Here is a 23,887-nt window from a genome sequence, read left to right as displayed (position 1 = left end):
GCTGGCAGTCGCACCCAACTCCCTCCTCTTGCAATATTCGATAAAATTACCCGGCTACCGGCAACCCGCGCTCAACTATAATTACCCGCCTGAGCCAGCCCTCACCGTGACGCGACAGGTGACTCCATGACGGACAAGATTCCGCTTCGTAACGTGACCCCGGATTCCACCGTGGGCACTCATGATCCAAAACAGAGCGCCACAAAGGAGATGTACGCGCGTCGCGAGCATATTTATGTGCGCGAAATAAAGGGGCTTTTCCAGCGTGTCCGGCGCAGCGCCAACTGGATCTTGATGGCGCTCTATTTCGGCATCCCCTGGCTTTACTGGGGAGATCGACAGGCGATCCTGTTCGACTTGCCTACCCGGCAATTCCATATCTTCGGCGGCACGTTCTACCCTCAGGATTTCATGCTGCTCTCCTGGCTCTTGATCATCTGCGCCTTCGGTCTATTTTTGATCACGGTGTTTGCCGGTCGGGTCTGGTGCGGCTACACCTGCCCTCAAAGCGTATGGACCTGGCTGTATATCTGGGTCGAGCATCTCACCGAGGGCACGCGCAATCGACGCATGAAGCTCGATAAGCAGCCGATGACCAAGGAAAAGGCTGCGCGCAAGAGCGCCAAGCATCTGCTCTGGCTGCTCATCGCTTTCGCCACCGGCCTGACCTTCGTCGGCTACTTCACGCCGATTCGCGGGCTAGTGGCCGATTTCGTCACGCTTTCGGTCGGTGGCTGGGCGCTGTTCTGGGTAGGGTTCTTCACGGTATTCACCTATCTCAACGCCGGCTGGCTGCGCGAACAGGTCTGTATCTACATGTGCCCCTATGCGCGCTTTCAGTCGGTGATGTTCGACAAGGACACGCTGATCGTCTCCTATGACGAGGCGCGAGGCGAACCGCGCGGGGCACGCAAACGCAACGCCGCCCATCAAGAGGAGCGCAGCACCGCTCATCGAGAGCAGGGGCTGGGCGACTGCATCGACTGCGGGCTCTGTGTGCAGGTCTGCCCCACCGGTATCGATATTCGTGATGGCCTGCAGGTTGAATGTATTACCTGCGCCGCCTGCATCGATGCCTGCGACAGCGTCATGGACAAGATGAACTATCCTCGCGGATTGATCCGCTATACCACGGAGCACTCCCTTGAGGGTGGCAAGACGCATATCCTACGGCCGCGCCTGATCGGTTACTTTATCGCACTGATGGTAATGATCGGCTTGTTCGTGTGGACCGTCAGCGATCGCCTGCCGCTGGATGTGGATATCGAACGCGACCGTAATCAGCTTTACAGCATGACCCGGGAAGGGGACATCACCAACTCCTATACGTTGACGATTCGCAATCTGGATGACAAGGCGCATCGCTACGTGATCACCCCTACCGGCCTGGATGGCATTACGCTGCTCGGCAACACCAGCATCACCATCGACGCCGGTCGCAGCACCACATTCCCGATACAGCTTGCGGTTCCCGCCGAGGCCCTCGATGCGCCCAGCAAGGCCATCGTCATCAACATCGAGGCCGAGCAGAACCCGGATATTACATTGGCTAAGGAAGCACGTTTTCTTGGCCAATCACGGAGATGATTCATGACGACACAGATACGCCCCTGGTACAAGGAATTCTGGGCATGGTTCCTGCTGGGAATACTGGGGCTGGCGGTAGTAATGGGCACCACCTTTCTGGTGTTCTCGATCACAAGTTTCGATGGCATGGTGGTCGACGACTACTACAAGGAAGGGTTGGCCATCAACAAGACCCTGAAACAGGATCAGCGTGCGGCCGAGATGGGAATGGCGGCGAACCTGCGCATCGACGATCTCAGTGGCGATGTCGTGGTCAAACTCGAGGGCGAGGCACGCCCCGAGAAGCTGCAGCTCGATCTGATCTTTCCTTCTCAGGACGGCCGTGACCAGCGTGTGATCCTCGATCGAGTCAGCGCCGGTCATTATGTCGGCCAACTGCCTCGTGCCTTGCAATACCGCTGGTACGTGCAATTGCATGCGCAAACCGCCGAACCGGAGTGGCGTCTACTGGGCGAGATCGAACTGCCTCAGAAGGAAGCATTGGCCTTGCGTGCCAATATTGGCGGGGCATGAGCACACTGGCGGCGTCCATCGACAGCGAAACGCTCTGCTACCACTGTGGCTCCCCGGTGCCTCGCAAAGCGCCTTGGCATATCGTTCTAGGGGATGAGCGCCATCCGCTATGCTGCCCGGGCTGCGAGGCGGTGGCCCACGCCATCGTCGATGGCGGTCTGGAAAGCTACTACCGCTTTCGTACCGAACTGCCGGAGCGCCCGGACGATCGTCAGATTCAGCGCGCCGACACCTGGTCTGTTTTCGACGATCCGGCGCTGCAGCGCCAGTTCGTTCACCCGGCGGAGAACGATCGACGCCAGATCACTCTTGCGGTGGACGGCATTACCTGCGCCGCCTGCGCCTGGCTGATCGAGCATCACCTCAATGCCCTGGACGGCCTGCATTCGAGTGCCGTCAATTTGAGCCATCATCGTCTGCACCTGGTATGGAACCCGACCCGATTGAAGCTATCGCGCATTCTGGCGGAGCTTGCCGGCATCGGTTATTCGTCTCAACCTTATGAGCCGGATGTTGCTCAGCAGAAACTTCAGCGCGAAGAGCGCCAGTCCATTCGTCGCCTGATCGTGGCCGCCGTGGCGATGATGCAGGTCATGATGTTTTCCATTCCTCTTTATGTGTCTGGCCCAGACGACATCAGCGAAGAGTTCTTCGCGCTGTTCCACTGGCTTTCCCTGGCCTTGACCACGCCGGTGGTTGCGTATTCCGCCTTGCCTTTTTTTAGAAATGCCCTGCGGGACCTGCGTACTCGTCACCTGGGCATGGACGTTCCCGTCTCGATTGCCATTCTCGGTGCTTATCTTGCCAGCGCCTATGCGGTGCTGAGCGGTAGCGACGATGTGCATGGCACGCCGGTCTATTTTGATTCGGTGACCATGTTCACCTTCTTTTTGCTGTTCAGCCGCTATATCGAGATGCGCGCCCGAAGGCGCAATGGCCATAGCGGCAATGCCCTGTCCGGCGTATTGCCTTCAAGCGCCATTCGCCTTGAAGCGGATGGCAGCGAACGGGTCTTGCCCGCCAATCAATTGAAGCCAGGCGATCGCATTCGCATACGCCCGGGACATGGTGTGCCCGCGGACGGCGTCATCGTCGCGGGGCATTCGAGCATCGATGAGTCGATGCTGACCGGCGAAACGCTGCCCGTCAGCCGTCAGGTCGGCGATAGCGTCACCGGTGGCAGTCTCAACGTCGAAAGCCCCCTCGAAATCGAGGTCACCCGCAGCGGCCGTGACGCCAGGGCTGCCGGCATCATGGAACTCAGCGACCGGGCCTTTGCCAGCCGTCCCAAGATTGCCGAACAGGCCTCTCACATGGCACATCATTTTGTGACGAGCCTGTTGCTCGTCAGTCTTGCGGTGGCCATCGCCTGGAGTTTCATCGATCCGTCCCGGGTGCTATGGGTCACGCTGTCGGTACTGGTGGTGACCTGCCCCTGCGCCCTGGCCCTGGCAACGCCCACGGCGCTGACTGCCAGCCACGGCCAGCTGCGCCGCCGAGGTATGCTGGTGACCCGGGCCAACGCTATCGAAGGGTTGGCTCAGGCGACCCGAGTCGTGTTCGACAAGACCGGCACCCTCACCGAGGGCAGAATGCGTCTGAGAAGTGTCCAGCCTTTGACCGGCGATATGGACAGCGAGCAGGCGCGAACCCTGGCAGCCGCCCTGGAGGCCCATTCCGAACACCCCATTGCCCAGGCCTTTCGCGATCAAAACCCTTCCAATGCCACCGCAAGCGACGTGCGCAACGTGCCCGGACAAGGGCTGGAAGGCCTCATCAATGGGCGACGCTATCGCCTGGGCCGTCCGGACTTCGTCATGCAGACGCCGCCCCCATTGCCTGATCAGCAGGGCCAATGGCTGCTGCTCGCCATGATTGAAGCTCCCTCCGACGTATCTATCAGCGTACCCTTGGCCTGGTTCCGTCTCGACGATACCCTGCGCGACGACGCCCATTCGACCGTTGCCGCGCTTCATGATCTGGGCCTGGAAGTGGAGCTGTTGTCCGGGGATGTCAGCAACGTCGTGGAAAGGCTTGCTCATGAGCTTGGCATCAAGGCCTGGCAAGCCGGCGCTACCCCGGAAACCAAGCTCGAACACGTTTGGAACCTGCAGGCTCGGGGCGAGCGAGTCATCATGGTTGGCGACGGCATCAACGACGTCCCGGTACTGTCTGCGGCGGACGTGTCCGTGGCCATGAACGGCGCGACGGATCTTGCCCGTACCAGCGCCGACGCGTTGTTGATGAGCCCGCGCCTGGAGCGTATCGTCGAAGCAGTGCAGCTGGCGCGCCGAACTCAACACTTGATTCGTCAGAACCTGCTCTGGGCGCTTTGCTACAATGTCTGCGCGCTGCCGCTGGCGGCACTGGGCCTGGTACCGCCCTGGGTAGCAGCGCTGGGCATGTCCGCCAGCTCCTTGGTGGTGGTAGGCAATGCCCTGCGACTCAACCGGGTCAAAGCCGCTCCTCGCTCCTCGCCACTGGCAACAACGTCATGAGCATTCTCTACCTGTTGATTCCTATTTCGCTGCTGCTGCTTTCTCTTGCCGTCTGGGCGTTTTTCTGGGCCGTCAAGCACGATCAGTTCGACGATCTGGAAGGTCCGGCCTACCGCATTCTCTTCGATGAGGACGAAAACGATCTGACGGCGGAACAGCGCAAGCGCAGGCAGGCCCGTCGTAAATCGGCAACTGATGACAAGACGGAAAAACCAGAAAAGCATCACTCCGACGATCAGGACAAGAACCCACACTGATGGATCCTACCGGCCTCGATCTACCGCCTCTGGCGGCAGCCTTCATCTTCGGTCTTCTAGGCGGTGCCCACTGTATCGGCATGTGCGGCGGCATCATGAGTGCCCTGACCTTTGCGGTGCCCCCCAGCATGCGTAGTAAGGGACGCTTGGGCGGATTGCTGTTGGGCTACAATCTAGGGCGCATTGCCAGCTACATGGTGGCAGGCGCTTTGGTTGCGAGTCTGGGCACACTGCTTGGCAGCGCCAGTAACAGCCTGCGACTCGTGCTGCAGGTACTGGCCGCGGTGATGATGATTCTGATGGCGCTGTATCTGGCCAACTGGTGGCGGGGGCTAACCCGAATCGAGGCCCTGGGGCGCCATCTATGGCGTCATTTAGAACCGATCGGCCGGCGCCTGATGCCGGTAGTCAAGGTGCCTCAAGCAGTGGCACTAGGAGCAGTATGGGGCTGGTTGCCTTGCGGACTGGTCTACTCGATGCTGACCTGGAGTCTGGCGGGTGGCGATCCTGGCCGAGGCGCGGCGCTGATGGGCGCTTTCGGCCTGGGTACGCTGCCGGCACTGCTCGTTACCGGCGTAGCGGCGCGGCAGATGACCAACCTGATTCGCCATCCGGCCACCCGCACTATCGCCGCGCTTGTGATCATCGCCTTTGCGCTGTGGCAACTCTGGGGATTGTGGCCCCAGCTTGTACCCGGCACCGAGATGCCACACGCCCACGCCCACGGCCAGCACGGCTGAGCTCGAAGCTCGAAAGGCCGTATAATTTCGAAGCTAGCTGGGTGATTTTTTCTTGCAGCTTATAGCTCCCGGCTAAGAATCAGGCTTCCCGGGTCAGCAGATCAAAGGCTGCAATACGATTGGCATTCAGGGTCTCGCGCCTGGCTTCGAGACCATGAAAATCGAAAAGATCGCGATCCGCAAGCTGGGACGGAGCGACATTGGACACCGCCTTGAACATGGTCTCGAGCCGCCCAGAGTGCGTCTTCTCCCACTCGCCGAGCATCTCCTTGACCACCTGGCGCTGCAGGTTGGGCTGGGAGCCGCACAGGTTGCAGGGAATGATGGGAAACTCCATCAGGCGGGCGAACTCGGCGATGTCCGCCTCCCGGCAATAGGCCAAGGGGCGAATGACGATGTTCTTACCATCGTCGGAAAGCAGCTTGGGTGGCATGGCCTTGAGGGTGCCGCCGTAGAACATGTTGAGGAACAACGTCTCGAGGATATCCTCGCGATGGTGCCCGAGGGCTACCTTGGTCGCGCCGATCTCTTCGGCGAAACCGTAGAGTGAGCCGCGACGCAGCCGCGAACATAGGGCGCAGGTAGTCTTGCCTTCCGGGGTCTTCTCCTTGACCACGGAATAGGTGTCACGCTCGAGAATATGATAAGCCATGCCGAGGCTATCAAGATATTGCGGCAGTATATGTTCGGGAAAACCCGGCTGCTTCTGGTCCAGGTTGACCGCGATCAGTTCGAAATCGATGGGGGCATTGCGCTGCAGATTGCGCAGAATCTCGAGCAGGGTGTAAGAATCCTTGCCGCCGGAGAGGCAGACCATGACCTTGTCCCCCGCTTCGATCATGGCATAGTCGACAATGGCATTGCCGACCTGACGGCGCAGACGTTTCTGCAGCTTGTTGAACTCGTATTTGGGTTTGCCGATGAGCGCTGACATGACGAAACACTAGATGATGAATTAAAGGGTGACAATGCTACCACTGCCCCTGTCGACATGCGACGACACGCCGTTCGAACATGATCATAAATATCTAGCTCGCGTCCTTTCCTAGGCGAACGTACATCAGCGCCGTGGTCACCGCATCGCCCAGTGCCGTATGTCGCCCCATCACCGGAACGCCCAGGGCCTTGGCCACCGTCTCGAAGCGCAGGTCGGGTTCCAGATTGGGATTCGTCCTGCGTATTTCACGCCGATAGAGATGGAGCATGTCCAGACAGGCATTGGGTAGATCGAAACCAAAGCGCGGCCTCAGATGACGATTGATCACCGCAAGATCGTAATCGATACACCAGCCGAGTAGCGGACGATTACCGATGAAATCGAGCAGCTTTTCCAGCGCATCTGCCGGCGTCTCACCGCCATCGAGGTCGATACCACGCAAGCGGTGGATCTTGATCGAATCGCCGCTCAAGCTTTCCGGACACTGCAGGCGCAAATCCAGGGAGTCGCTGGTCAGCACGCGTCCGGCCTTGATGCGCACCGCCGCCACCGATACCAACTCCGCTGTCTTCGTATCGAGCCCGGTGGTCTCACAGTCAATGGATACCACCTCATCGCCGGTATAAGGATTGAATAGCCAACCGTAATGGCCATCCGCTTGACGTCTGCGATCGGTAACCCGGCGCAAGGCTCGAAGCATCAAGATACTTTCCTTTTAGTATTCCAGATGAAAGCGATACGACAATCGCTGCTTGAAACTCTTGACGATACCCAGCGCTTCCCGCAACAGGTCACGCTCCAGAGAAGATAGCGTCTGCACCACCACGCGATTGGGCTCTTCGCTGTTCTGCTTGCCATCGAGCCGCGCCAACTGCTGCTTGAGTCGCAGCTCGGAAAACAGGGAAAGCGCCTCACCAAGATCGTCGGCGAAACCCTTTTCCAGGCGGCCCTCTTCCGCCAACGCCTTTAGCCTCGCAAGGGTCGAGGTCGGCAGTATTCGCTTTTCCAAGGCCAGGGTACGTACGCCGTGCACGATGGGAAAAATGCCGCCTTTTTTGATGTCGATGCCGTGTTCGGGCCTCTTAAGGGTACCAAACAGGGTCAAGGGCGTGGAAAAGCTCAGGGCAGCACGAGCAAAATAGGACAGCAACAACTCGTCTCGGGCGCAGAGCTCGAAAAGATGGTTGCGCAACCTCTCGAGCAGGGTGGTGTCTCCCGCCACCGCATGGGCATCCAGCATGATCGCCAGGTTCATCAGGGAGGCGCCGTCACGCTTGGCGATCCAATGAGAGATCGTATCGCGCCATTCCGATTCGCTCTTCACCCACTCGGGATTCGATACCATGATGTCGCCCAGACAAGGTGGATAACCCAACGTCAGCAGCGTGTCCGTCAGTTGCTGCATGTCCGAGGCACATCCCGGCCAGTCGGCATCATCCGCCAGGATCAGAGCATTGTCCTGATCGGTCTTCAGTATCTGCTCACCGCGCCCTTCACTCCCCATGACCAACAGGCAGCTTTGGCGCTGATATTCCGGCGCCACGATGAATCCAAATGCCTTGTTGACGATACGCCCGTTGAGCGCGGCCAGCAGATCCATGACGAATTCCAGCTTCACGCCCTGGGCCATCAGCGCTTTGACAAGTTCCGGTATGCGCGCGCTGGCCGCAGCAAGTGAGTCGAGATCCTCTGCCTGCTCCACCTCCAGACTGACCATGTAGGAGCGACTGGAGAAATAGCTCAGCACATCGGTCAGTTCGACGACTCCACAAGGCTGGTCATTCTCCAGTACGACCACCCGGGAGACCTTGTGCCGAGTCATGCTCACCAAAGCCTGAAAAAGATAGTCCCCTGGCTGAGCCGAGACCAACGTGAAATGAGCGATATCCACTACCGAGCTGTGTTTGTCGCGCCCCTCAAGCACCAGCGCATTGAGCAGATCGGTCTTGGTAATCATGCCAAAGCATTTCGCTGCCTGAACCAGCAAGCTGTCCGCATGACTGTCGTCGAGTGCCGCCGCAGCCTGGGCTACGGTCGTCGCCTCATCCAGAATGAGCGGCGGGCGCATGCACTCGTCGATACGTGCCAGCATGAACCCCGCCATGGTCATGCCGCCTTCATTACGCTGTTCGATCAATAGGCGCGTCTTGTTGGCCAGACTCTGGCGAAAGAACTCGGCAAAGGCGGGTGACTCCTGACAGAGCTGTTCGAGGAGCGCCTTGGGCAATAGATAGCAGAGCGTTTCCTGCTCGGCCTTGAAGCGATAGCGGCTCCTGCCATTGATGATGCTGATCGCGCCGAACAGGTCGCCGGCGGTGTAATGTCCGATGCGACCCTGATCACCCGGCATGGTGTTATCCAGCTCCGCGACTTCGCCCTTGTGGATGATGAAGACGAACTCGCTGGACTGGCCGGCCTCGAGAATGATTTCCTGGTTGTCGAAATAGCCAAGATCGACACCTTTGACAATCCGTGCCTTGCTGGACTCATCGAGTAATGAGAAAGGCGGCTGTGAAAGATCAATGTCGACCATCGTATGCTCCCCGATACAACCCCTTTTGATATTGGCTCAGCGCATGCAGCCAACCATATGCCCACCCAATTCAAGCATTAGTCATGAAGACATTCGAATTACATGCCATGACTATCGATTTCGATAATTCCCTAGCAAGAATAGCAACAGCATGATTTTTAAAAAAAGCCAGACCATCGTTCTATACTTCTGAAACTAGACTATTGTCCCATGCACGACTGCCTAGACCATCGTCCTATAAGCACCCGACAGGCATTGATCTCGACTATCAAGAACTCAAACAAGCTACTGAAATTATTGAATTTTAAATCTATAAGATTAAATTCTTTTTCCTTTATAGTACCAAAGTATAGGATTTTATTTTCCGTGTTTTTTGCCCACTATTAGCCTCGAGCTACGACATGTAATAATGCGTTCATGAAGCATCTTGATTTGATAGAGATAACGATCAGCCATGTGATGCCGTAGGGCCTCCCCGACCGATAATGGTTGTTATGGAATGATGATCGACCTGTCGAAACTGATGTTTTCTCAAGGCAACGTCCTTTATTAAAACAAGCGGAGAGCAATAATATGGCAGATGATAAAACCAATGCTGCTGCCTACTGGTCGGCGAACGTTCGCCTGATTGCCGGCTGCCTGGTGGTCTGGGCGCTGGTGTCTTACGGCTTTGCCATCCTGCTACGCCCTTTACTGGCCGGTATTCCTGTCGGCGGAACGGATCTGGGATTCTGGTTCGCTCAGCAGGGCTCCATCCTGACCTTTATCGGCATCATTTTCTTCTATGCGTGGAAAATGAATCGGCTCGATAAAAAATTCGGTCTCGAGGAGTAAGCCAGCATGAGTCAATTTGCTATCAATCTTCTCTTCGTGGGGGCGTCCTTCGCTCTTTACATCGCTATTGCCATCTGGGCCAAGGCCGGCTCGACGAAGGACTTCTACGTCGCCGGCGGCGGCGTGCACCCAATCACCAACGGCATGGCCATCGGCGCCGACTGGATGTCCGCGGCCTCCTTCATTTCCATGGCGGGCCTGATCGCCGCCGGCGGCTATGCCAACTCCACCTTCTTGATGGGCTGGACCGGCGGCTATGTTCTGCTGGCTACCTTATTGGCGCCGTATCTGCGCAAATTCGGCAAGTTCACGGTACCGGAGTTCATCGGCGATCGCTTCTACAGCAAGACCGCGCGTCTGGTGGCGGTGGTGTGTCTCATCGTCGCCTCGGTGACCTACGTCATCGGGCAGATGGCCGGGGCCGGTGTGGCCTTCTCCCGCTTCCTGGAAGTAGACGCCACCATGGGGCTGATCATCGCCGCCGTCGTGGTCTTCTTCTACTCCGTACTCGGGGGCATGAAAGGCATTACCTACACCCAGGTCGCCCAGTATTGCGTGCTGATTACCGCCTACACTATCCCGGCGGTGTTCATCTCCCTCGAGTTGACCGGAAACCCGCTGCCACCGCTGGGCCTCTTCTCGGAGCATACCGAATCCGGCATGCCACTGCTGGCCAAGCTCAACGAGGTCATTACCGATCTCGGGTTCAACGAATACACGGCGGACGTGGATAACAAGCTGAACATGGTGCTGTTCACCCTGTCGTTGATGATCGGCACTGCGGGCCTGCCTCACGTCATCATTCGCTTCTTCACCGTGCCTAAGGTCGCTGATGCTCGCTGGTCCGCCGGCTGGGCCCTGGTCTTCATCGCCTTGCTCTACCTGACGGCGCCGGCAGTTGCCTCCATGGCGCGCCTGAATCTGGTCAACACCATCTACCCCGAAGGCCCTACCGCCGAGGCCATCCAGTACGAGGATCGCCCGAACTGGGTCAAGGAGTGGGAAGTGACCGGCCTGATCCAGTATGACGACAAGAATGGCGATGGCCGCATCCAGCTATACAACTCGGATTCGGAAAGTTTCGCCTCCACCGCAGAGTCCCGGGGCTGGGAAGGCAACGAGCTGGAGGTCAACCGGGACATTCTGGTACTGGCCAATCCGGAGATCGCCAATCTGCCCGGCTGGGTCATCGGCCTGATCGCAGCGGGGGGGCTGGCAGCTGCGCTGTCGACCGCTGCCGGTCTACTGCTGGCCATCTCGTCCGCCATCAGTCACGACCTGATCAAGGGCGCGATCAACCCCAGAATCACCGAGAAAGGCGAACTCATGGCGGCGCGGATCTCCATGTCCGTGGCCATTGTCGTCGCCACCTATCTGGGGGCCAACCCACCAGGGTTTGCGGCCCAGGTAGTAGCACTGGCCTTCGGCATCGCCGGTGCATCGCTATTTCCGGTGCTGATGATGGGAATCTTCTCCAAGCGGGTGAACAACACCGGTGCCATCGCCGGCATGCTCACAGGCCTGGGCTTCGCTCTGGTGTACATCTTCATCTACAAGGGCTGGTTCTTCATTCCGGGAACCAACAACCTGGCGGACATTCCCGAAAACTATGTATTGGGCATATCACCGCTATCCATTGGCGCCGTCGGAGCAATCATCAACTTCGCCGTAGCCTTCACTGTATCCAAGGTCACCGCACCGCCGCCCCAGGAGATACAGGATCTGGTGGAAAGCGTTCGCTATCCGAAAGGCGCTGGCACTGCAGTCGACCATTAAGCCATAATGGCGCCCGGTTGCAGCACCTCTGCCATCGGTAAACAAGACCAATCGGGCTTCCCTCGGGAAGCCCGATTGCCGTGGAGACGTTCGATTCATGATATGGCACTTGATTGCAGCGGCCTTCGCGGGCTTGGGAGCAGCCGGTGTAGGGCTTTTATTACGGTTTGCTAGTGGTAAACGCGCACCACGCTGGGTAGTACCTGTTTTTGCAGGCCTGGGTATGCTGGCCTACCAGGTCAATTATGAATACGCCTGGTTTGACAATAAACGAGCGCGGCTACCCGAATCGGCAACGGTGATATCCGTTGAAAAAGAGCAGATGCTCTGGCGACCCTGGACCTATCTGTTTCCGTTGACCACCGCCTTCGACGTGGTCGATCAGGACAACCTGGTGAGTTCGCAGGTCAATGGGGAACCGCTGGTGGAATTCATCCTTTACCGGTTTGAAAAGAGTTATCAGGACCTGGTGTCTCATCAGCCACACCTGATAAATTGCGCTACTCGGGAAAAACTGCCTCTAGTAGGCGAAGAGCGTCAGCCCGATGTAGCCAAAATGCAGAATATCGATCCCTCCACGCCCTTGTTCAAGACGGTTTGCCCCGATACGTAACATCTCCTCCTTCATTGCCCTAGAATGAGCGCAGACAAGGGAGGAATCATGTTTCAAGGCTGGCTGTTGATCGTCATTTCGCTGCTCTATATCGCCACCCTTTTCTTCATTGCCTGGCGTGGCGATCGCCGTGCGCGTCTGCTGGGCGCGGCCCAGCGGCGGCCCGTCATCTATAGCCTGGCGCTGGCGATCTACTGCACCTCCTGGACCTTCTACGGGGCCGTCGGCCAGGCCGCTACCTCCGGCTGGTCCTTTGCCAGCATCTTTGTCGGCCCGGTACTGACCTTTGCCCTGTTCTGGCCGGTGCTGGCCAAGATGATCCGTGTCGCCAAACGTCAGAACGTCACCTCTATCGCCGACTTCATCGCCTCACGCTACGGCAAGACCCAATCCCTTGCCGCCTTTGCCAGCCTTGTAGCATTGATTGGTACCCTGCCCTACATCGCCTTGCAGCTGAAAGCCGTTTCCACCTCGTTTAACGTGCTAACGGCCTCCTCGGACATGACCCGGGCCCCGCTGTTTGCCGACACGGCCTTCTATGTGGCGGCGGTCATGGCCATTTTTGCGATCCTGTTCGGCACCCGGCACACGGACGCCACCGAGCACCACGAGGGCTTGATTCAGGCCATCGCCTTCGAATCCGTGGTCAAGCTGCTCGCCTTTCTAGCGCTGGGAGCCTACGTAACCTGGGGCATGTTCGATGGGCTGGGGGATCTGCTTGGGCGTGCAGAAAGCCATCTCGAATTGCAACGCCAACTGAGCGAGCAGGACTTTGGCCGAGGTTTCTGGGCACAGACCCTGTTAGCCATGCTGGCGATTTTCTGCCTGCCGCGTCAGTTTCACGTCACGGTGGTCGAAAATACCCATCCCGACGATGCTGCTCGAGCGCGCTGGCTATTTCCACTCTACCTCGTTGCCATCGGCTTTTTCGTATTACCGATAGCCGCCGCCGGGCTGACGATGTTTCCCGAGAGCAGGATTTCGCCCGACATCTACATGCTGGCGTTGCCCATCGCCGCCGACAACGAGCTCTTGACTCTGTTGACCTTCATAGGTGGCTTTTCTGCCGCAACGGGAATGGTCATCGTCGCCGCCGTTGCCGTATCGATCATGGTTTCCAACGAGATCGTCATTCCGTTACTGTTTCGCCTTCGCTGGTTCGACACCAAGGCTCGGGACTATGGCCGGCTGGTACTGCGAGCCCGGCGTATCACCATCCTAGTTATCCTGGCATTGGCCTATGGCTTCTATAAGCTGACCGCGGAATTCAGCTCTCTTGCCTCCACCGGCATGCTCTCCTTTGCTGCTGCGGCGCAATTCGCCCCGGCATTGCTCGGGGGGCTCTATTGGAAACGCGGCAATCGTCTAGGCGTCATCACCGGTATGAATCTCGGCTTTGCGGTCTGGGTCTATGCGCTGCTGTTGCCGACCCTGGTCAATGCCGGAGTGGTTCCTTACTCCTGGCTTACCCTGAGCCCGCTGGGCATCGATTGGCTGTCACCGACGCAACTGTTCGGCTTCAATATCGGCGATCCTTTCACCCACGGCGTGATGCTATCCCTGGGGCTCAACCTGTTCGGCTACATCTTCGTCTCCCAGATTACCTCCCAGCGCGTGGTAGAGCGGATCCAGGCCTCATTGTTCGTCGACAGTGTCGAAACTCGGCAGACATCGGTGAATCGCCCCTGGACCGGCGCCACCACCGTGGACGACCTGCGAGTGCTCTGTGAGCGTTTCCTGGGCGCCAGCCAGGTGCGTGATGCTTTCGACGATTACGCAAGACGAAACGGTCAGCAGCTGGAATACAACGCCCGGGCCTCGATCGATGTCATTCAATTCACCGAACGACTATTGGCCTCGGTACTCGGGGCGTCATCGGCGCGCATCGTCGTCAACTCTGCACTACAGGGTCGCGGCATCGGCATCTCAGATGTCATCTCCATCGTCGATGAAGCGTCTCAGGTGCTCGAGTTCAACCGGGCCTTGCTCCAGGCCACCATCGAGAACATCAATCAGGGCATCAGCGTGGTGGATCAGAATCTGCGTCTGGTGGTGTGGAACCAGCGCTATCTGGAGCTTTTCCGCTTTCCCGACCACTTGATTCGCGTGGGCGCCTCAATGGCCAAGATCTTTCGCTACAACGCCCACAACGGCGAGTACGGCCCGGGGGATCCGGAGGAGCATGTGGAGCTATTGCTCGACAACATCAGAAGAGGTCAGCCGCATCGCTACATCCGCTATCGTCAGGATGGCAGCGTACTCGACGTTCAAGGCAATCCCATGCCCGGTGGCGGTTTCGTGTATAGCTATCAGGATGTCACCCAGCAAAAGCGCACCGAAGAAGCGTTGATTCGCTCCGAGAACAACATCCGCATCTATACCGACAACGTGCCCGCCCTGATCGCCTATTTCGATAGGGAACGTCGCTATCTTTTCACCAACCGGGCCTATGAACAGACCTTCGACATCGATCGCGCAAGCGTCATCGGCAAGCGTACGGAGGATGTACTCTCTGCGGAAATCGCGCAGGATCGCGCGCCCTGGATGGAGCGAACCCTGAACGGCGAGCGGGTCAGCTTCGAGATTTCCCTGGATGACGGCGAAGGTGGCATCCGCTATATGCTCGTCACCTATACGCCCCACTTCGGCGACAGCGATAGCATTCTCGGCTTCTTTGCGCTCTACCAGGATATAACCGAGCGCCGTCTGGCCGAAATAGCACTCCAGGAAACCAACGAGAATCTCGAAGAGCGCGTTCGCGAGCGCACCCAGGCGCTGTCCAAGGCCAATGCCGCCCTGCGTCAGGAAAACCGGGTACGCGCCGAAGCCGAACAGGCACTGCGCCAGGCCAAGCAGACCGCCGAGACGGCCAACGCCTCGAAAACTCGCTTTCTGGCTGCAGCAAGTCATGACCTGCTGCAGCCGCTCAATGCCGCACGCCTGTTTACCTCAGCGCTTTCCCAGCAAAACGATGCTCTCGACCTCAAGCGCACCGTTGGCCATATCGACAATTCCCTGCAGGCCGCTGAAGAGCTTTTGAGTACGTTGCTGGACATTTCAAAACTGGATGCCGGCGCCCTTACTCCCAGGCGGGCGCATTTTCCCCTGGCCAATATCCTTCGCCCTCTGCGGGCAGAATTCGAGGTGATGGCCGAAGAGCGAGGGCTCGATCTTGTCGTGGTGACCACCGATACCTGGGTCGATAGTGACGCTCAGATGCTGCGTCGCATTCTGCAGAACTTTCTCGCCAACGCCCTGCGTTATACACAATACGGCCATGTGCTATTGGGCTGCCGTCGCCATGGCCAGCACCTGTCCATCGAGGTCTGGGATACAGGGCCCGGGATTCCCGAGTCCAAACAAGCAGAGATATTTCAGGAGTTTCGTCGCCTGGATCAGGTCTCGCGCCACAAGGAGAGCGAAAAAGGACTGGGGCTGGGGCTCTCCATCGCCGACCGCATGAGCCGTGTTCTTGACCACCCCATTCGAGTGCGCTCCTGGGAGGGCGCAGGCACTCTATTCTCGGTGGAGGTACCGCGGGTATCCGCTCAGGAAATACCCGCAACCAGTGATGATGCCCCTAGCCGACGCACTAGCAACAAGCTGGCAGGTACCCGAATCGTCTGTATCGACAACGAAACGCTGATTCTGGAAGGTATGAAGGCAATGCTGACCGGCTGGGGCTGCGAGGTGTTCACTGCTACCTCGATTGGCGGCGCCAAGTCGATTCTGCGCCATTTGGAAGAGGATCCGGATGCGATCCTCGCCGACTATCATCTGGACAACGAAGTCACTGGCTTGATGGCGCTGGAAGCACTGGATGAGCGCTCTGAGGGATCCGTACCCGGTATCGTGATTACCGCCGACCGCACCGAAGAAGTTGCTGAGGAGATCAAGCGCGCCGGCTATCATCTGTTGTTGAAACCGGTGCGCCCCGCTGCCCTGCGCGCTTTGCTGACGCGCACGCTGCAAGCCAGTCGCGCCATGCGCACTTCTTGAACGGCATCAATCAGGCTTGCAAAGAAGCCCAGGATAAAAGTATTGAAACGTTTTATCCTGGGCTCGAATTGTGGGCGCCGATAGTGCTTCAGACTATCAGGACTCGACCTTGGGCGGCTCGACTTCGAGTTTCTGGGCCGCAATGACCGCCTGAGTGCGCGAATGCACCCCTAGTTTGCGCAGGATGGCGGTCACATGGGCCTTGATAGTGGCCTCGGAGACGCTCAACTCATAAGCGATCTGTTTGTTGAGCAACCCTTCAGTGAGCATGTTGAGCACACGAAACTGCTGGGGGGTAAGCGAGGCGATCGCTTCTGCGAAACGTGTCTCTTCTTCGTTGGTTTCCCCAAGCGTGGCGGCCAATGCTTCCGGCAGCCAGATTTCACCTTCGAGAATTTCGCCAACGGCTTGGGAGATCATCGCCAGGGAGGAGGATTTGGGGATGAAACCAGACGCACCATAATCGATGGCCCGACGCACCACATAGGGTTCGTCACTGCCTGATACCACGGCGACAGGAATATCCGGGGTCTGCCCACGCAATTGAATCAAGCCGGAAAACCCGTGCGCCCCGGGCATGTGTAGATCCAGCAAGATCAGATCCGCATCGGGATGGCGCGTTACCACCTCGGTGGTCGCTTCCATAGTATCCGCTTCGACGATTTCAGCTTGAGAAGCAACCTGGCGCAAGGCTTGCGTCAACGCGGCGCGGAACAGCGGGTGGTCATCGGCAACTATGAATTTCTGGGCAAAGGCCATTAAGTCCTCTCCGGTTCCCTGCACTGGCTTGCACTAGGATGGTACGTCATTCATCACGACGTCAATTGTGTTCACTATTCTCTTACACCATGTTACCCCATGCCGGAGCCGATCCCCAAGCGCTGCGCGCCTTTGATGGGCGGTACGAATGTTCGTAAAAAAACCGGCTCTGGGAAAGCCGGTCACTGAAAACGATGAGTAACACATTCAACGGTTGGCGCGATTCTCGATCAGATCATCGACCACGCTTGGATCTGCCAGGGTACTAGTATCTCCTAGGCCATCCGTCTCGTTGGCCGCGATCTTGCGCAGAATGCGCCGCATGATCTTGCCTGACCGGGTCTTGGGCAACCCTGGAGACCACTGGATGACATCCGGCGAGGCAATAGGCCCGATATCCTTGCGCACCCACTGCACAAGCTCTTTCTTGAGTTCGTCGCTGGGCTCGTAGTCATCCCCCAGGGTGACATAGATATAGATTCCCTGACCCTTGAGGTCGTGCGGGTACCCCACCACGGCGGCCTCGGCCACTGCCTTGTGAGCCACCAGGGAGGATTCGATCTCCGCAGTGCCCATGCGGTGGCCGGACACGTTGATCACATCGTCGACTCGGCCGGTGATCCAGTAGTAGCCATCTTCATCCCGACGACAGCCATCTCCAGTAAAGTACATGCCTTTATAAGCGGAGAAATAGGTCTGGATGAAACGCTCGTGGTTATTCCAGATGGAGCGCGCCTGAGCCGGCCAGGAATCGAGAATGACCAAGTTGCCATCGTTGGCACCTTCGAGAATCTCGCCTTCGTTGTTTACCAGGGCAGGCTGAACGCCAAAGAACGGCAGCGTGGCTGAACCGGGTTTGAGAGCGATGGCGCCGGGCAAGGGAGCAATCATGATGGCGCCAGTCTCGGTCTGCCACCAGGTGTCGACGATGGGGCATTTAGAGTTGCCGATCACCCGGTAGAACCAGTCCCAGGCTTCGGGATTGATGGGCTCGCCTACGGACCCGAGTACTCGCAGGCTGTCACGCGTGCTCGAGTCCATGACATTGTCGCCATGGGCCATCAGCGCCCGAATGGCGGTGGGCGACGTGTACAGGATCGCTACCTTATGTTTGTCGATGATTTCGCCCATACGGCCATGGGATGGGTAGCTAGGCACCCCCTCGAACATCAGCGTGATACCGCCGTTTGCCAATGGCCCGTAGACGATATAGCTATGCCCGGTGACCCAGCCCACATCCGCACTACACCAGTAGACTTCACCTTCCTGATAATCAAAGACATATTTGTGGGTCATAGCAGTCTGTAGCAGATACCCACCAGTGGTGTGTTTGAGGCCTTTCGGCGCACCGGTGGAACCCGAGGTATACAGGATGAATAACGGATCCTCAGCATTCATCGTCTCTGGCGCACACTCGGTGGACTGCTGCTCAACCTGTTCGTGGTACCAGAGATCGCGCCCATCGTGCCACTCGGTTTCACCACCAGTGCGCTTTACTACCAGAACATTGGTGACCACATCGGTACCGTCTCGGGTCATGGCCGCATCGACGTTGTCCTTGAGGGGAACCCGCTTACCACCGCGTACCGACTCATCGGCGGTAATGATCAGCTTCGACTGGGCATCGACGACCCGCTGGGCCAGGGCATCCGGTGAGAAACCGCCGAACACTACCGAATGAATCGCGCCGATACGAGCGCAGGCCAGCATCGCCATGGCCGCCTCGGGAATCATCGGCATGTACAGGGTCACGACATCCCCCTTGCCCACCCCAAGCGCCTTGTAAGCGTTGGCCAGCTGACAGGTCTGCTCATGCAGTTGACGATAGGTCAGGGTCTTGCTTTCGTTGGGGTCATCGCCTTCCCAGATGATAGCGGGCTGGTCGCCCCGCTTCTCCAGGTGACGGTCGAGACAGTTGGCACTGACATTGAGTTCACCGTCCTCGAACCAGCGGATATCGACGTTGTGGGTGTCAAAGACAGTGTGCTTGATCCTCGTCGGGGCCTTGATCCATTCCAGTTGCTTGGCCTGCTCGCCCCAGAATGACTCGGGGTTGTCCACCGACTGCTGATACATGCGCTGATACGTTTCCTTGTCCGCCCAGGCGTTGCCGGCGAAATCCTCACGCACGGAATGGACTTTTTGCTGTTCAGTCATGTTGGAGCCTCTGCACCCTGTCGGGTATCTTGGGATGTGCCTGTACCGACCCGATGGCCGAGTCGACGCTTACAATGTCCCTTCAGCATATACCCAGTGGGGGCATTCCTCCCTATTAGACCTTCGTAGAAACTTTTTCTTCTCTAAATTCAAAACCTTGGGAAGCTTTAAATTATCTTCTCGCGAGACCAGACCAGCCTTTGCCGACATTGACGGCAAACGTAATGTTTACCGGCATGAGCGAGCCTATGTCGTCGAACGCTGAAGTGATGATTTTGGCAACCACATTCGTAACGGTACGGAGCCGGACTGGCCGCTCGGGTATCGAACATATGGGTCACCTTCGGCTCGAGTCCATACAGTCGACGCATTACGCTGCGCCACTCCTGACCATGAGGGGGCATGCGTTCACCTTCTTCAAGATGATGAACGAGCCAATGGGCCATTTCATGCGGAATGACATCGATAAAATAGGCCAGGCGATTCTCTGCCAGTAGCACGGGATTGAAGCGCAGCCCCTGACGCCCAAAGTGTGCCTGACCCGCACATTTGCCTCGCAGATCAAGCCATACTTTCGGCAGCGGTAGCGCCGGGTAAACCTCTCGGGCAAGCCGCCAGGCGGCCTCGACACGCTGATGAACACGGGCGTGTAGCTCCGCCTTGTCGAGGGCCGCCAGTTCAGAAGCGCTTGGTGTGGGAAGCATCGGGGTGGAAAGCGCTGGGTTGGAAAGCGTTGGGTTGGAAAGCGTTGGTGTGGTCATGAAATGCTAGAATGCCTTGTTGCACCGCTTAACAGGTACTATCAATTTTCTCTTTTTCGGGAAACGCCATGCAAGAGACACCCCTCTCCCAACCACTGCTCGATGACGATGAGATGGACCGGCTCGATGACTTCCTCGACTCTGAGCGAGTCGAGGAGGATGCTCTGGACACCATCTCCGCTCACGGTTTCCTGGTGGCCCTGGCGGTAGCACCCCGAGAGATACCTGCGGCGACCTGGATCGGCGAATTGTTTCATGGCGAACCGAGTTTTAGCGACGATGCAGAGCGTGATGACATCCTTGGATTACTGGAGCGGCTCAAAAATAATGCCATAGAGTCGTTCGAGCATGGTCACTTGCCGGAGTTGCCTTTCGAACTCGAGCTTCAGGGTACTGCGCCGGAAGAGACCCCCATCGGCGACTGGTGTGCAGGCTTCATGGAGGGAGTATTCCTGGATGAGAGCGCCTGGTTTAAAGACAACGAAGAAAGCACTGCCACGTTGCTTTTGCCCTTCATGGCCTTGTCGGGCCTGTTTGACGAGGAAGCGGATATGGCCGAGCTCTCCAGCGACCCTATTCAAACGGAACGCCTCGTTCGACAACTGCCGGAGCTGGTACTCGATCTTTATCTACATTTTCGCGTACCGCCAGAGGCGCCCAAGCCAACGCCGCGCAAGAAACGACCCGCCGGACGCGGTAACAAGCCGCGCCGATAATACCCGCTAGCCTAGGCTTCGTCTGAAAAGTCAGCGAGCGACGTCTAGCGCTAAGCCCGCTCCTGCGGGCTAACGCATTTCCCACATCCATGTGGGTCACAAAGCAAAAATTGGCGACAAATCGGCAGGATTGCCGATTTGGGCAGCTTCGCTGCTCTAAGAGCGAGCAACATGGATGTTGCGAGTCCAAGAACGGAGTTTACGTGGTGTAAATGAGTATTTTGATCGGACTCGCGCACGAGCCGATTTTTAACGCCGTATAGACGAGCGCAGGTACTTTTCGGGTAAAGCCTATCGCAGTCGGGTAGCCCAAGAATCCAGCGTCCCATACACGCCTTCGCGTATGCGCTGCCACCAGGAGCGACGCCTCCACTGCTGAGGCAGAATTTCATGGCAGCGGGCAAAGCGTTGTTCGAAGAGAGTCGCGATCTGGCTGGCGAAGCCTGAATCCTGTATTTCCTGATTGGCCTCGAGGTTCCATTGCAGGCTCCAGTGATCGAAATTGCAGGAGCCTACGCTGACCCATTCATCCACTAGAGAGAACTTGGCATGAATGAACATCGGTTGATGCTCGAAGATCCTGACGCCGGCGCGTAACAAGCGACCATAAAAACGTTGGCCCGCATAGCGCACGCCAGGATGGTCGTGGCTTTCGCCGGGCAGCAAAAGGCGCACGTCGGCGCCTCGTCGAGCCGCCCGTGTCAGGCGGCGGCGCAGACTCAAGGTAGGTACGAAATAGGGTGTGCATATCCAGATGCGCTGCCGGGCGTGAGCAATCTGATGCTGCAGCGAGAAGCGGATTGCCTGATAACGATAGCCTTGCCCCCATACCACTCGTCCGCGCATTCCGGGCTCATCGGCAGGTAGCGTTTTCGTAGCATCCTGCCTGATTCGTTGCGTATTCAAACGACGTGCCGAATGGTTTCTTGCTTCGCCCCGGGTAAATGGAGAATTCCACAGATGCAGAAACAGCTTGACCCAGTCATTGACGACCGGCCCCTCGATGCGCACTGCTATCTCGAACCAGGTCTCGAGAAATTCGTCGGTGGCGCCAAACCCGCCGGTAAAGGCCACCTGCTCATCAATCACCAACAGCTTACGATGGTCTCGGGTCAGATTCTGGCTCAGGCCCCGCCAGGCAAGCGGATTGAAAAAGCGTAAAGTCACTCCGGCGGCCCGCAGGCGTTGGCGGTCCTGTTCGTTCAGTTGCATTGCACCGAAACCATCGAGCATTAAGCGTACGCTGACACCGCGCAGCGCCGCTCGGTTCAGGGCATCAATAACCCGTTGGGTCAAACGCCCGGACTCCATAAGATAAAGTTCGAGCAGAACCGATACGCGTGCACGATCGATCGCCGACTGCATGGCCGGTAGATAACACCGACTACCGGGTAACAGCGTAAAATGATTGCCATCTCGCCAAACGCTACGCTGTTTCTTGTTTCGCATCACCTTTTCTCGTCGGTACATTGCTCTCAACGGTCTAACGCGGCAACGCTCTTCAGATGTCACTTCAATGCAGTGCATATCGCTATATGTCTTTATCGCCTGACGGCGTCTCGTCTTTAACCGGTGTTCGCTCTAGCGATTCTCACCCATGGACAACGCTAGACCTTGAGTGTGCGATGCACATAGAGATCGTAGCGGCTGGTCTTGCCCTCGATGACATGAGCCGGTCTGGTTCCAGCAATGGGCGGCGCCTGGCGCGGTCGTTTGACCACTACCCGATGGGTCGCCAGCGCTAGGGCGGCTTCGAGCAGTTGCGGTGCATCGTCGTCATCACCCGCCAAGGCGCGGAATAGACGCATCTCCTTCTTTACCAGAGCGGATTTGCTGCGATGAGGGAACATTGGATCGAGATGAACGACCTGAGGATCGAAACCCGCTTCGGATATTACCCGGTGCAGCTCTCTCGCCGAATCGGCATGGACTAGTCGCAGTCGTGCCGCGACGGACTGAGTTTCATCGTCACCTCCGGCGCGTTTCAGCGCATCCTCGAGTAGCGCAAAGATGGCCGGCGATCGTTCCACCATCAGCACCTCGGCACCAAGACCTGCCAGCACGAAGGCATCACGCCCAAGTCCGGCGGTCGCATCGACAATGCGTGGCGTCACCCCTTTGCTCAGTCCGCAGGCCTTTGCGACGAGTTGCCCACGACCACCACCGAAACGACGTCTGTGATCCGCTTTTCCCAGAACAAAATCCGCGACTAGCGGTTTGCCATAGTCCGCCGGAGAACCGGCAAGCGCCAATCCCTGAATCGTTTCGATCAGTGCCAGCCCTTCCGGAGGGCGTGTTGGCATCCAGGGCAGGTTCAGCCGTTCGGCCAGCTCCTGTAGCGCTTCGCCTACTACAACGACATTAGCGCTCATGCCACCCAAAGTAGCAGCAATATCATTCCCAGAACCAGACGATAGATCACGAAGGGGAGCATGCCGATGCGATCGAGGGCGGCAAGAAACAGCTTGATGCATACCAGTGCGGCAACGAAAGAAAGAATGGCCCCTATCGCGACGTCGTTGATGGCTGCATCAGTGCCTATCTGAGCAAGTTCCACCCCTTTCAGCGTACCCGCAGCAAAAATCAGTGGGATCGAGAGTAGAAAAGAGAAGCGCGCCGAGCTCAAACGATCGAAGCCCAACAGTAATGCCGCCGTGATGGTAATACCCGAGCGGGAGGTCCCGGGAATCAGCGCCAAGGCCTGAAACAACCCGATGATCAGTGCTGCCTTGAAGGTCAGGCTAAGCAGATCGCGATTGCGCGCTCCCCGTACATCCGCCCACCAGAGCAGCAACCCGAACCCTATGGTCGTGATGGCAATGACCAAGGAGGCGCGCAACGACGTCTCGATCAGATCATTGAACAACGCGCCTGCAATCACTGCGGGCAGTGTCGCCAACAGTATCATCCAGCCCAGCCGACTCGACTCGGACTGGCGAGATGCCCACGTTCCGGAGCCTGCAAACTGCCCGAACCAGCCCTGGAGGATATCGATCACCTCATGACGAAAAGCCAGTATCACCGCCGCCAGGGTGCCGACATGAACGGCGACATCGAAAGCAAGCCCTTGATCGGGCCAACCCAGGATCTGGGAAGGCAGAATTAGATGCGCGGAGGAGGAAATGGGTAGAAATTCGGTCAGCCCTTGAATCAGGGCCAGCGCCACAAGCTGTAGCCAATCCATCGATATGTCCCGTATATTTTAAA

The 23,887-nt window shown here is 57.8% G+C and carries 19 protein-coding genes; 10 read left to right on the top strand and 9 right to left on the bottom strand.

The window, feature by feature from the left end:
• Positions 1–126: 126 nt before the first annotated feature.
• Genes ccoG through H7850_RS01295 form a run of 5 tightly spaced genes read left to right on the top strand, consistent with a single transcriptional unit; the run spans position 127 to position 5,595 of the window.
• Positions 127–1,587: a cytochrome c oxidase accessory protein CcoG gene (ccoG, locus tag H7850_RS01315; RefSeq protein WP_227367595.1), complete on the top strand. Its 1,461-nt coding sequence runs from the start codon at positions 127–129 to the stop codon at positions 1,585–1,587.
• A gap of 3 nt (positions 1,588–1,590) precedes the next feature.
• Complete coding sequence (locus H7850_RS01310; protein WP_227367594.1) at positions 1,591–2,100, top strand: FixH family protein; 510 nt, start codon at positions 1,591–1,593, stop codon at positions 2,098–2,100.
• The gene (locus tag H7850_RS01305; RefSeq protein ID WP_227367593.1) at positions 2,097–4,598 is read left to right on the top strand and encodes a heavy metal translocating P-type ATPase; all 2,502 of its coding nucleotides are present in this window, start codon (positions 2,097–2,099) and stop codon (positions 4,596–4,598) included. The genes H7850_RS01310 and H7850_RS01305 overlap by 4 nt, the downstream gene beginning before the upstream one ends.
• Positions 4,595–4,855, top strand: coding sequence for a cbb3-type cytochrome oxidase assembly protein CcoS (gene ccoS / locus H7850_RS01300; protein WP_227367592.1), 261 nt, complete (start codon positions 4,595–4,597; stop codon positions 4,853–4,855). The genes H7850_RS01305 and ccoS overlap by 4 nt, the downstream gene beginning before the upstream one ends.
• Positions 4,855–5,595: a sulfite exporter TauE/SafE family protein gene (locus H7850_RS01295; RefSeq protein WP_227367591.1), complete on the top strand. Its 741-nt coding sequence runs from the start codon at positions 4,855–4,857 to the stop codon at positions 5,593–5,595. Before ccoS ends, H7850_RS01295 begins: the two co-directional genes overlap by 1 nt.
• A gap of 79 nt (positions 5,596–5,674) precedes the next feature.
• Here H7850_RS01295 and ttcA read toward each other — a convergent pair whose 3' ends face one another.
• From ttcA to H7850_RS01280, 3 genes are all read right to left on the bottom strand, one after another.
• Positions 5,675–6,529 carry a tRNA 2-thiocytidine(32) synthetase TtcA gene (gene ttcA, locus H7850_RS01290; protein ID WP_227367590.1) on the bottom strand — a complete coding sequence of 285 codons (855 nt, stop codon included), beginning with the start codon at positions 6,527–6,529 and terminating at the stop codon, positions 5,675–5,677.
• Between the two features lie 94 nt (positions 6,530–6,623).
• Positions 6,624–7,232 (bottom strand): 3'-5' exonuclease, encoded by a 609-nt coding sequence (locus H7850_RS01285; protein ID WP_227367589.1) that lies wholly within the window; start codon positions 7,230–7,232, stop codon positions 6,624–6,626.
• A 15-nt stretch (positions 7,233–7,247) separates the two neighbouring features.
• Complete coding sequence (locus H7850_RS01280) at positions 7,248–9,065, bottom strand: putative nucleotidyltransferase substrate binding domain-containing protein (RefSeq protein WP_227367588.1); 1,818 nt, start codon at positions 9,063–9,065, stop codon at positions 7,248–7,250.
• Between the two features lie 573 nt (positions 9,066–9,638).
• Here H7850_RS01280 and H7850_RS01275 point away from each other — a divergent pair.
• From H7850_RS01275 to H7850_RS01260, 4 genes are all read left to right on the top strand, one after another.
• On the top strand, positions 9,639–9,899 hold the full coding sequence (locus H7850_RS01275; RefSeq protein WP_227367587.1) for a DUF4212 domain-containing protein: 261 nt from the start codon (positions 9,639–9,641) through the stop codon (positions 9,897–9,899).
• A 6-nt stretch (positions 9,900–9,905) separates the two neighbouring features.
• Positions 9,906–11,675, top strand: coding sequence for a sodium:solute symporter family protein (locus tag H7850_RS01270; protein ID WP_227367586.1), 1,770 nt, complete (start codon positions 9,906–9,908; stop codon positions 11,673–11,675).
• A 97-nt stretch (positions 11,676–11,772) separates the two neighbouring features.
• Complete coding sequence (locus tag H7850_RS01265; RefSeq protein ID WP_227367585.1) at positions 11,773–12,288, top strand: hypothetical protein; 516 nt, start codon at positions 11,773–11,775, stop codon at positions 12,286–12,288.
• Between the two features lie 48 nt (positions 12,289–12,336).
• Positions 12,337–16,287 (top strand): NahK/ErcS family hybrid sensor histidine kinase/response regulator, encoded by a 3,951-nt coding sequence (locus tag H7850_RS01260; RefSeq protein WP_227367584.1) that lies wholly within the window; start codon positions 12,337–12,339, stop codon positions 16,285–16,287.
• 96 nt (positions 16,288–16,383) lie between these two features.
• Here the strand turns inward: H7850_RS01260 and H7850_RS01255 are convergent, their stop codons facing one another.
• The 3 genes from H7850_RS01255 to H7850_RS01245 all read right to left on the bottom strand — a co-directional run bounded on the left by H7850_RS01255 (position 16,384) and on the right by H7850_RS01245 (position 19,964).
• On the bottom strand, positions 16,384–17,046 hold the full coding sequence (locus H7850_RS01255) for a response regulator (protein ID WP_227367583.1): 663 nt from the start codon (positions 17,044–17,046) through the stop codon (positions 16,384–16,386).
• Positions 17,047–17,253: 207 nt separating this feature from the next.
• Positions 17,254–19,203: an acetate--CoA ligase gene (gene acs / locus H7850_RS01250; RefSeq protein ID WP_227367582.1), complete on the bottom strand. Its 1,950-nt coding sequence runs from the start codon at positions 19,201–19,203 to the stop codon at positions 17,254–17,256.
• A gap of 167 nt (positions 19,204–19,370) precedes the next feature.
• The gene (locus tag H7850_RS01245; protein ID WP_227367581.1) at positions 19,371–19,964 is read right to left on the bottom strand and encodes a SprT-like domain-containing protein; all 594 of its coding nucleotides are present in this window, start codon (positions 19,962–19,964) and stop codon (positions 19,371–19,373) included.
• A gap of 68 nt (positions 19,965–20,032) precedes the next feature.
• Here H7850_RS01245 and H7850_RS01240 point away from each other — a divergent pair, with 68 nt between their 5' ends.
• Positions 20,033–20,680 (top strand): YecA family protein, encoded by a 648-nt coding sequence (locus tag H7850_RS01240; RefSeq protein ID WP_227367580.1) that lies wholly within the window; start codon positions 20,033–20,035, stop codon positions 20,678–20,680.
• Between the two features lie 291 nt (positions 20,681–20,971).
• Here the strand turns inward: H7850_RS01240 and H7850_RS01235 are convergent, their stop codons facing one another.
• The 3 genes from H7850_RS01235 to H7850_RS01225 all read right to left on the bottom strand — a co-directional run bounded on the left by H7850_RS01235 (position 20,972) and on the right by H7850_RS01225 (position 23,864).
• Positions 20,972–22,129, bottom strand: coding sequence for a phospholipase D-like domain-containing protein (locus tag H7850_RS01235; RefSeq protein WP_227367579.1), 1,158 nt, complete (start codon positions 22,127–22,129; stop codon positions 20,972–20,974).
• A 158-nt stretch (positions 22,130–22,287) separates the two neighbouring features.
• Positions 22,288–23,052 (bottom strand): class I SAM-dependent methyltransferase, encoded by a 765-nt coding sequence (locus H7850_RS01230; protein WP_227367578.1) that lies wholly within the window; start codon positions 23,050–23,052, stop codon positions 22,288–22,290.
• The gene (locus tag H7850_RS01225; RefSeq protein WP_227367577.1) at positions 23,049–23,864 is read right to left on the bottom strand and encodes an undecaprenyl-diphosphate phosphatase; all 816 of its coding nucleotides are present in this window, start codon (positions 23,862–23,864) and stop codon (positions 23,049–23,051) included. The genes H7850_RS01230 and H7850_RS01225 overlap by 4 nt, the downstream gene beginning before the upstream one ends.
• Between the last annotated feature and the right edge of the window lie 23 nt (positions 23,865–23,887).

It is taken from the genome of Halomonas sp. M20 (genome assembly GCF_020622265.1).
Taxonomy (GTDB): Bacteria; Pseudomonadota; Gammaproteobacteria; order Pseudomonadales; family Halomonadaceae; genus Modicisalibacter.
This window is presented reverse-complemented; position numbering and strand designations above follow the sequence as displayed.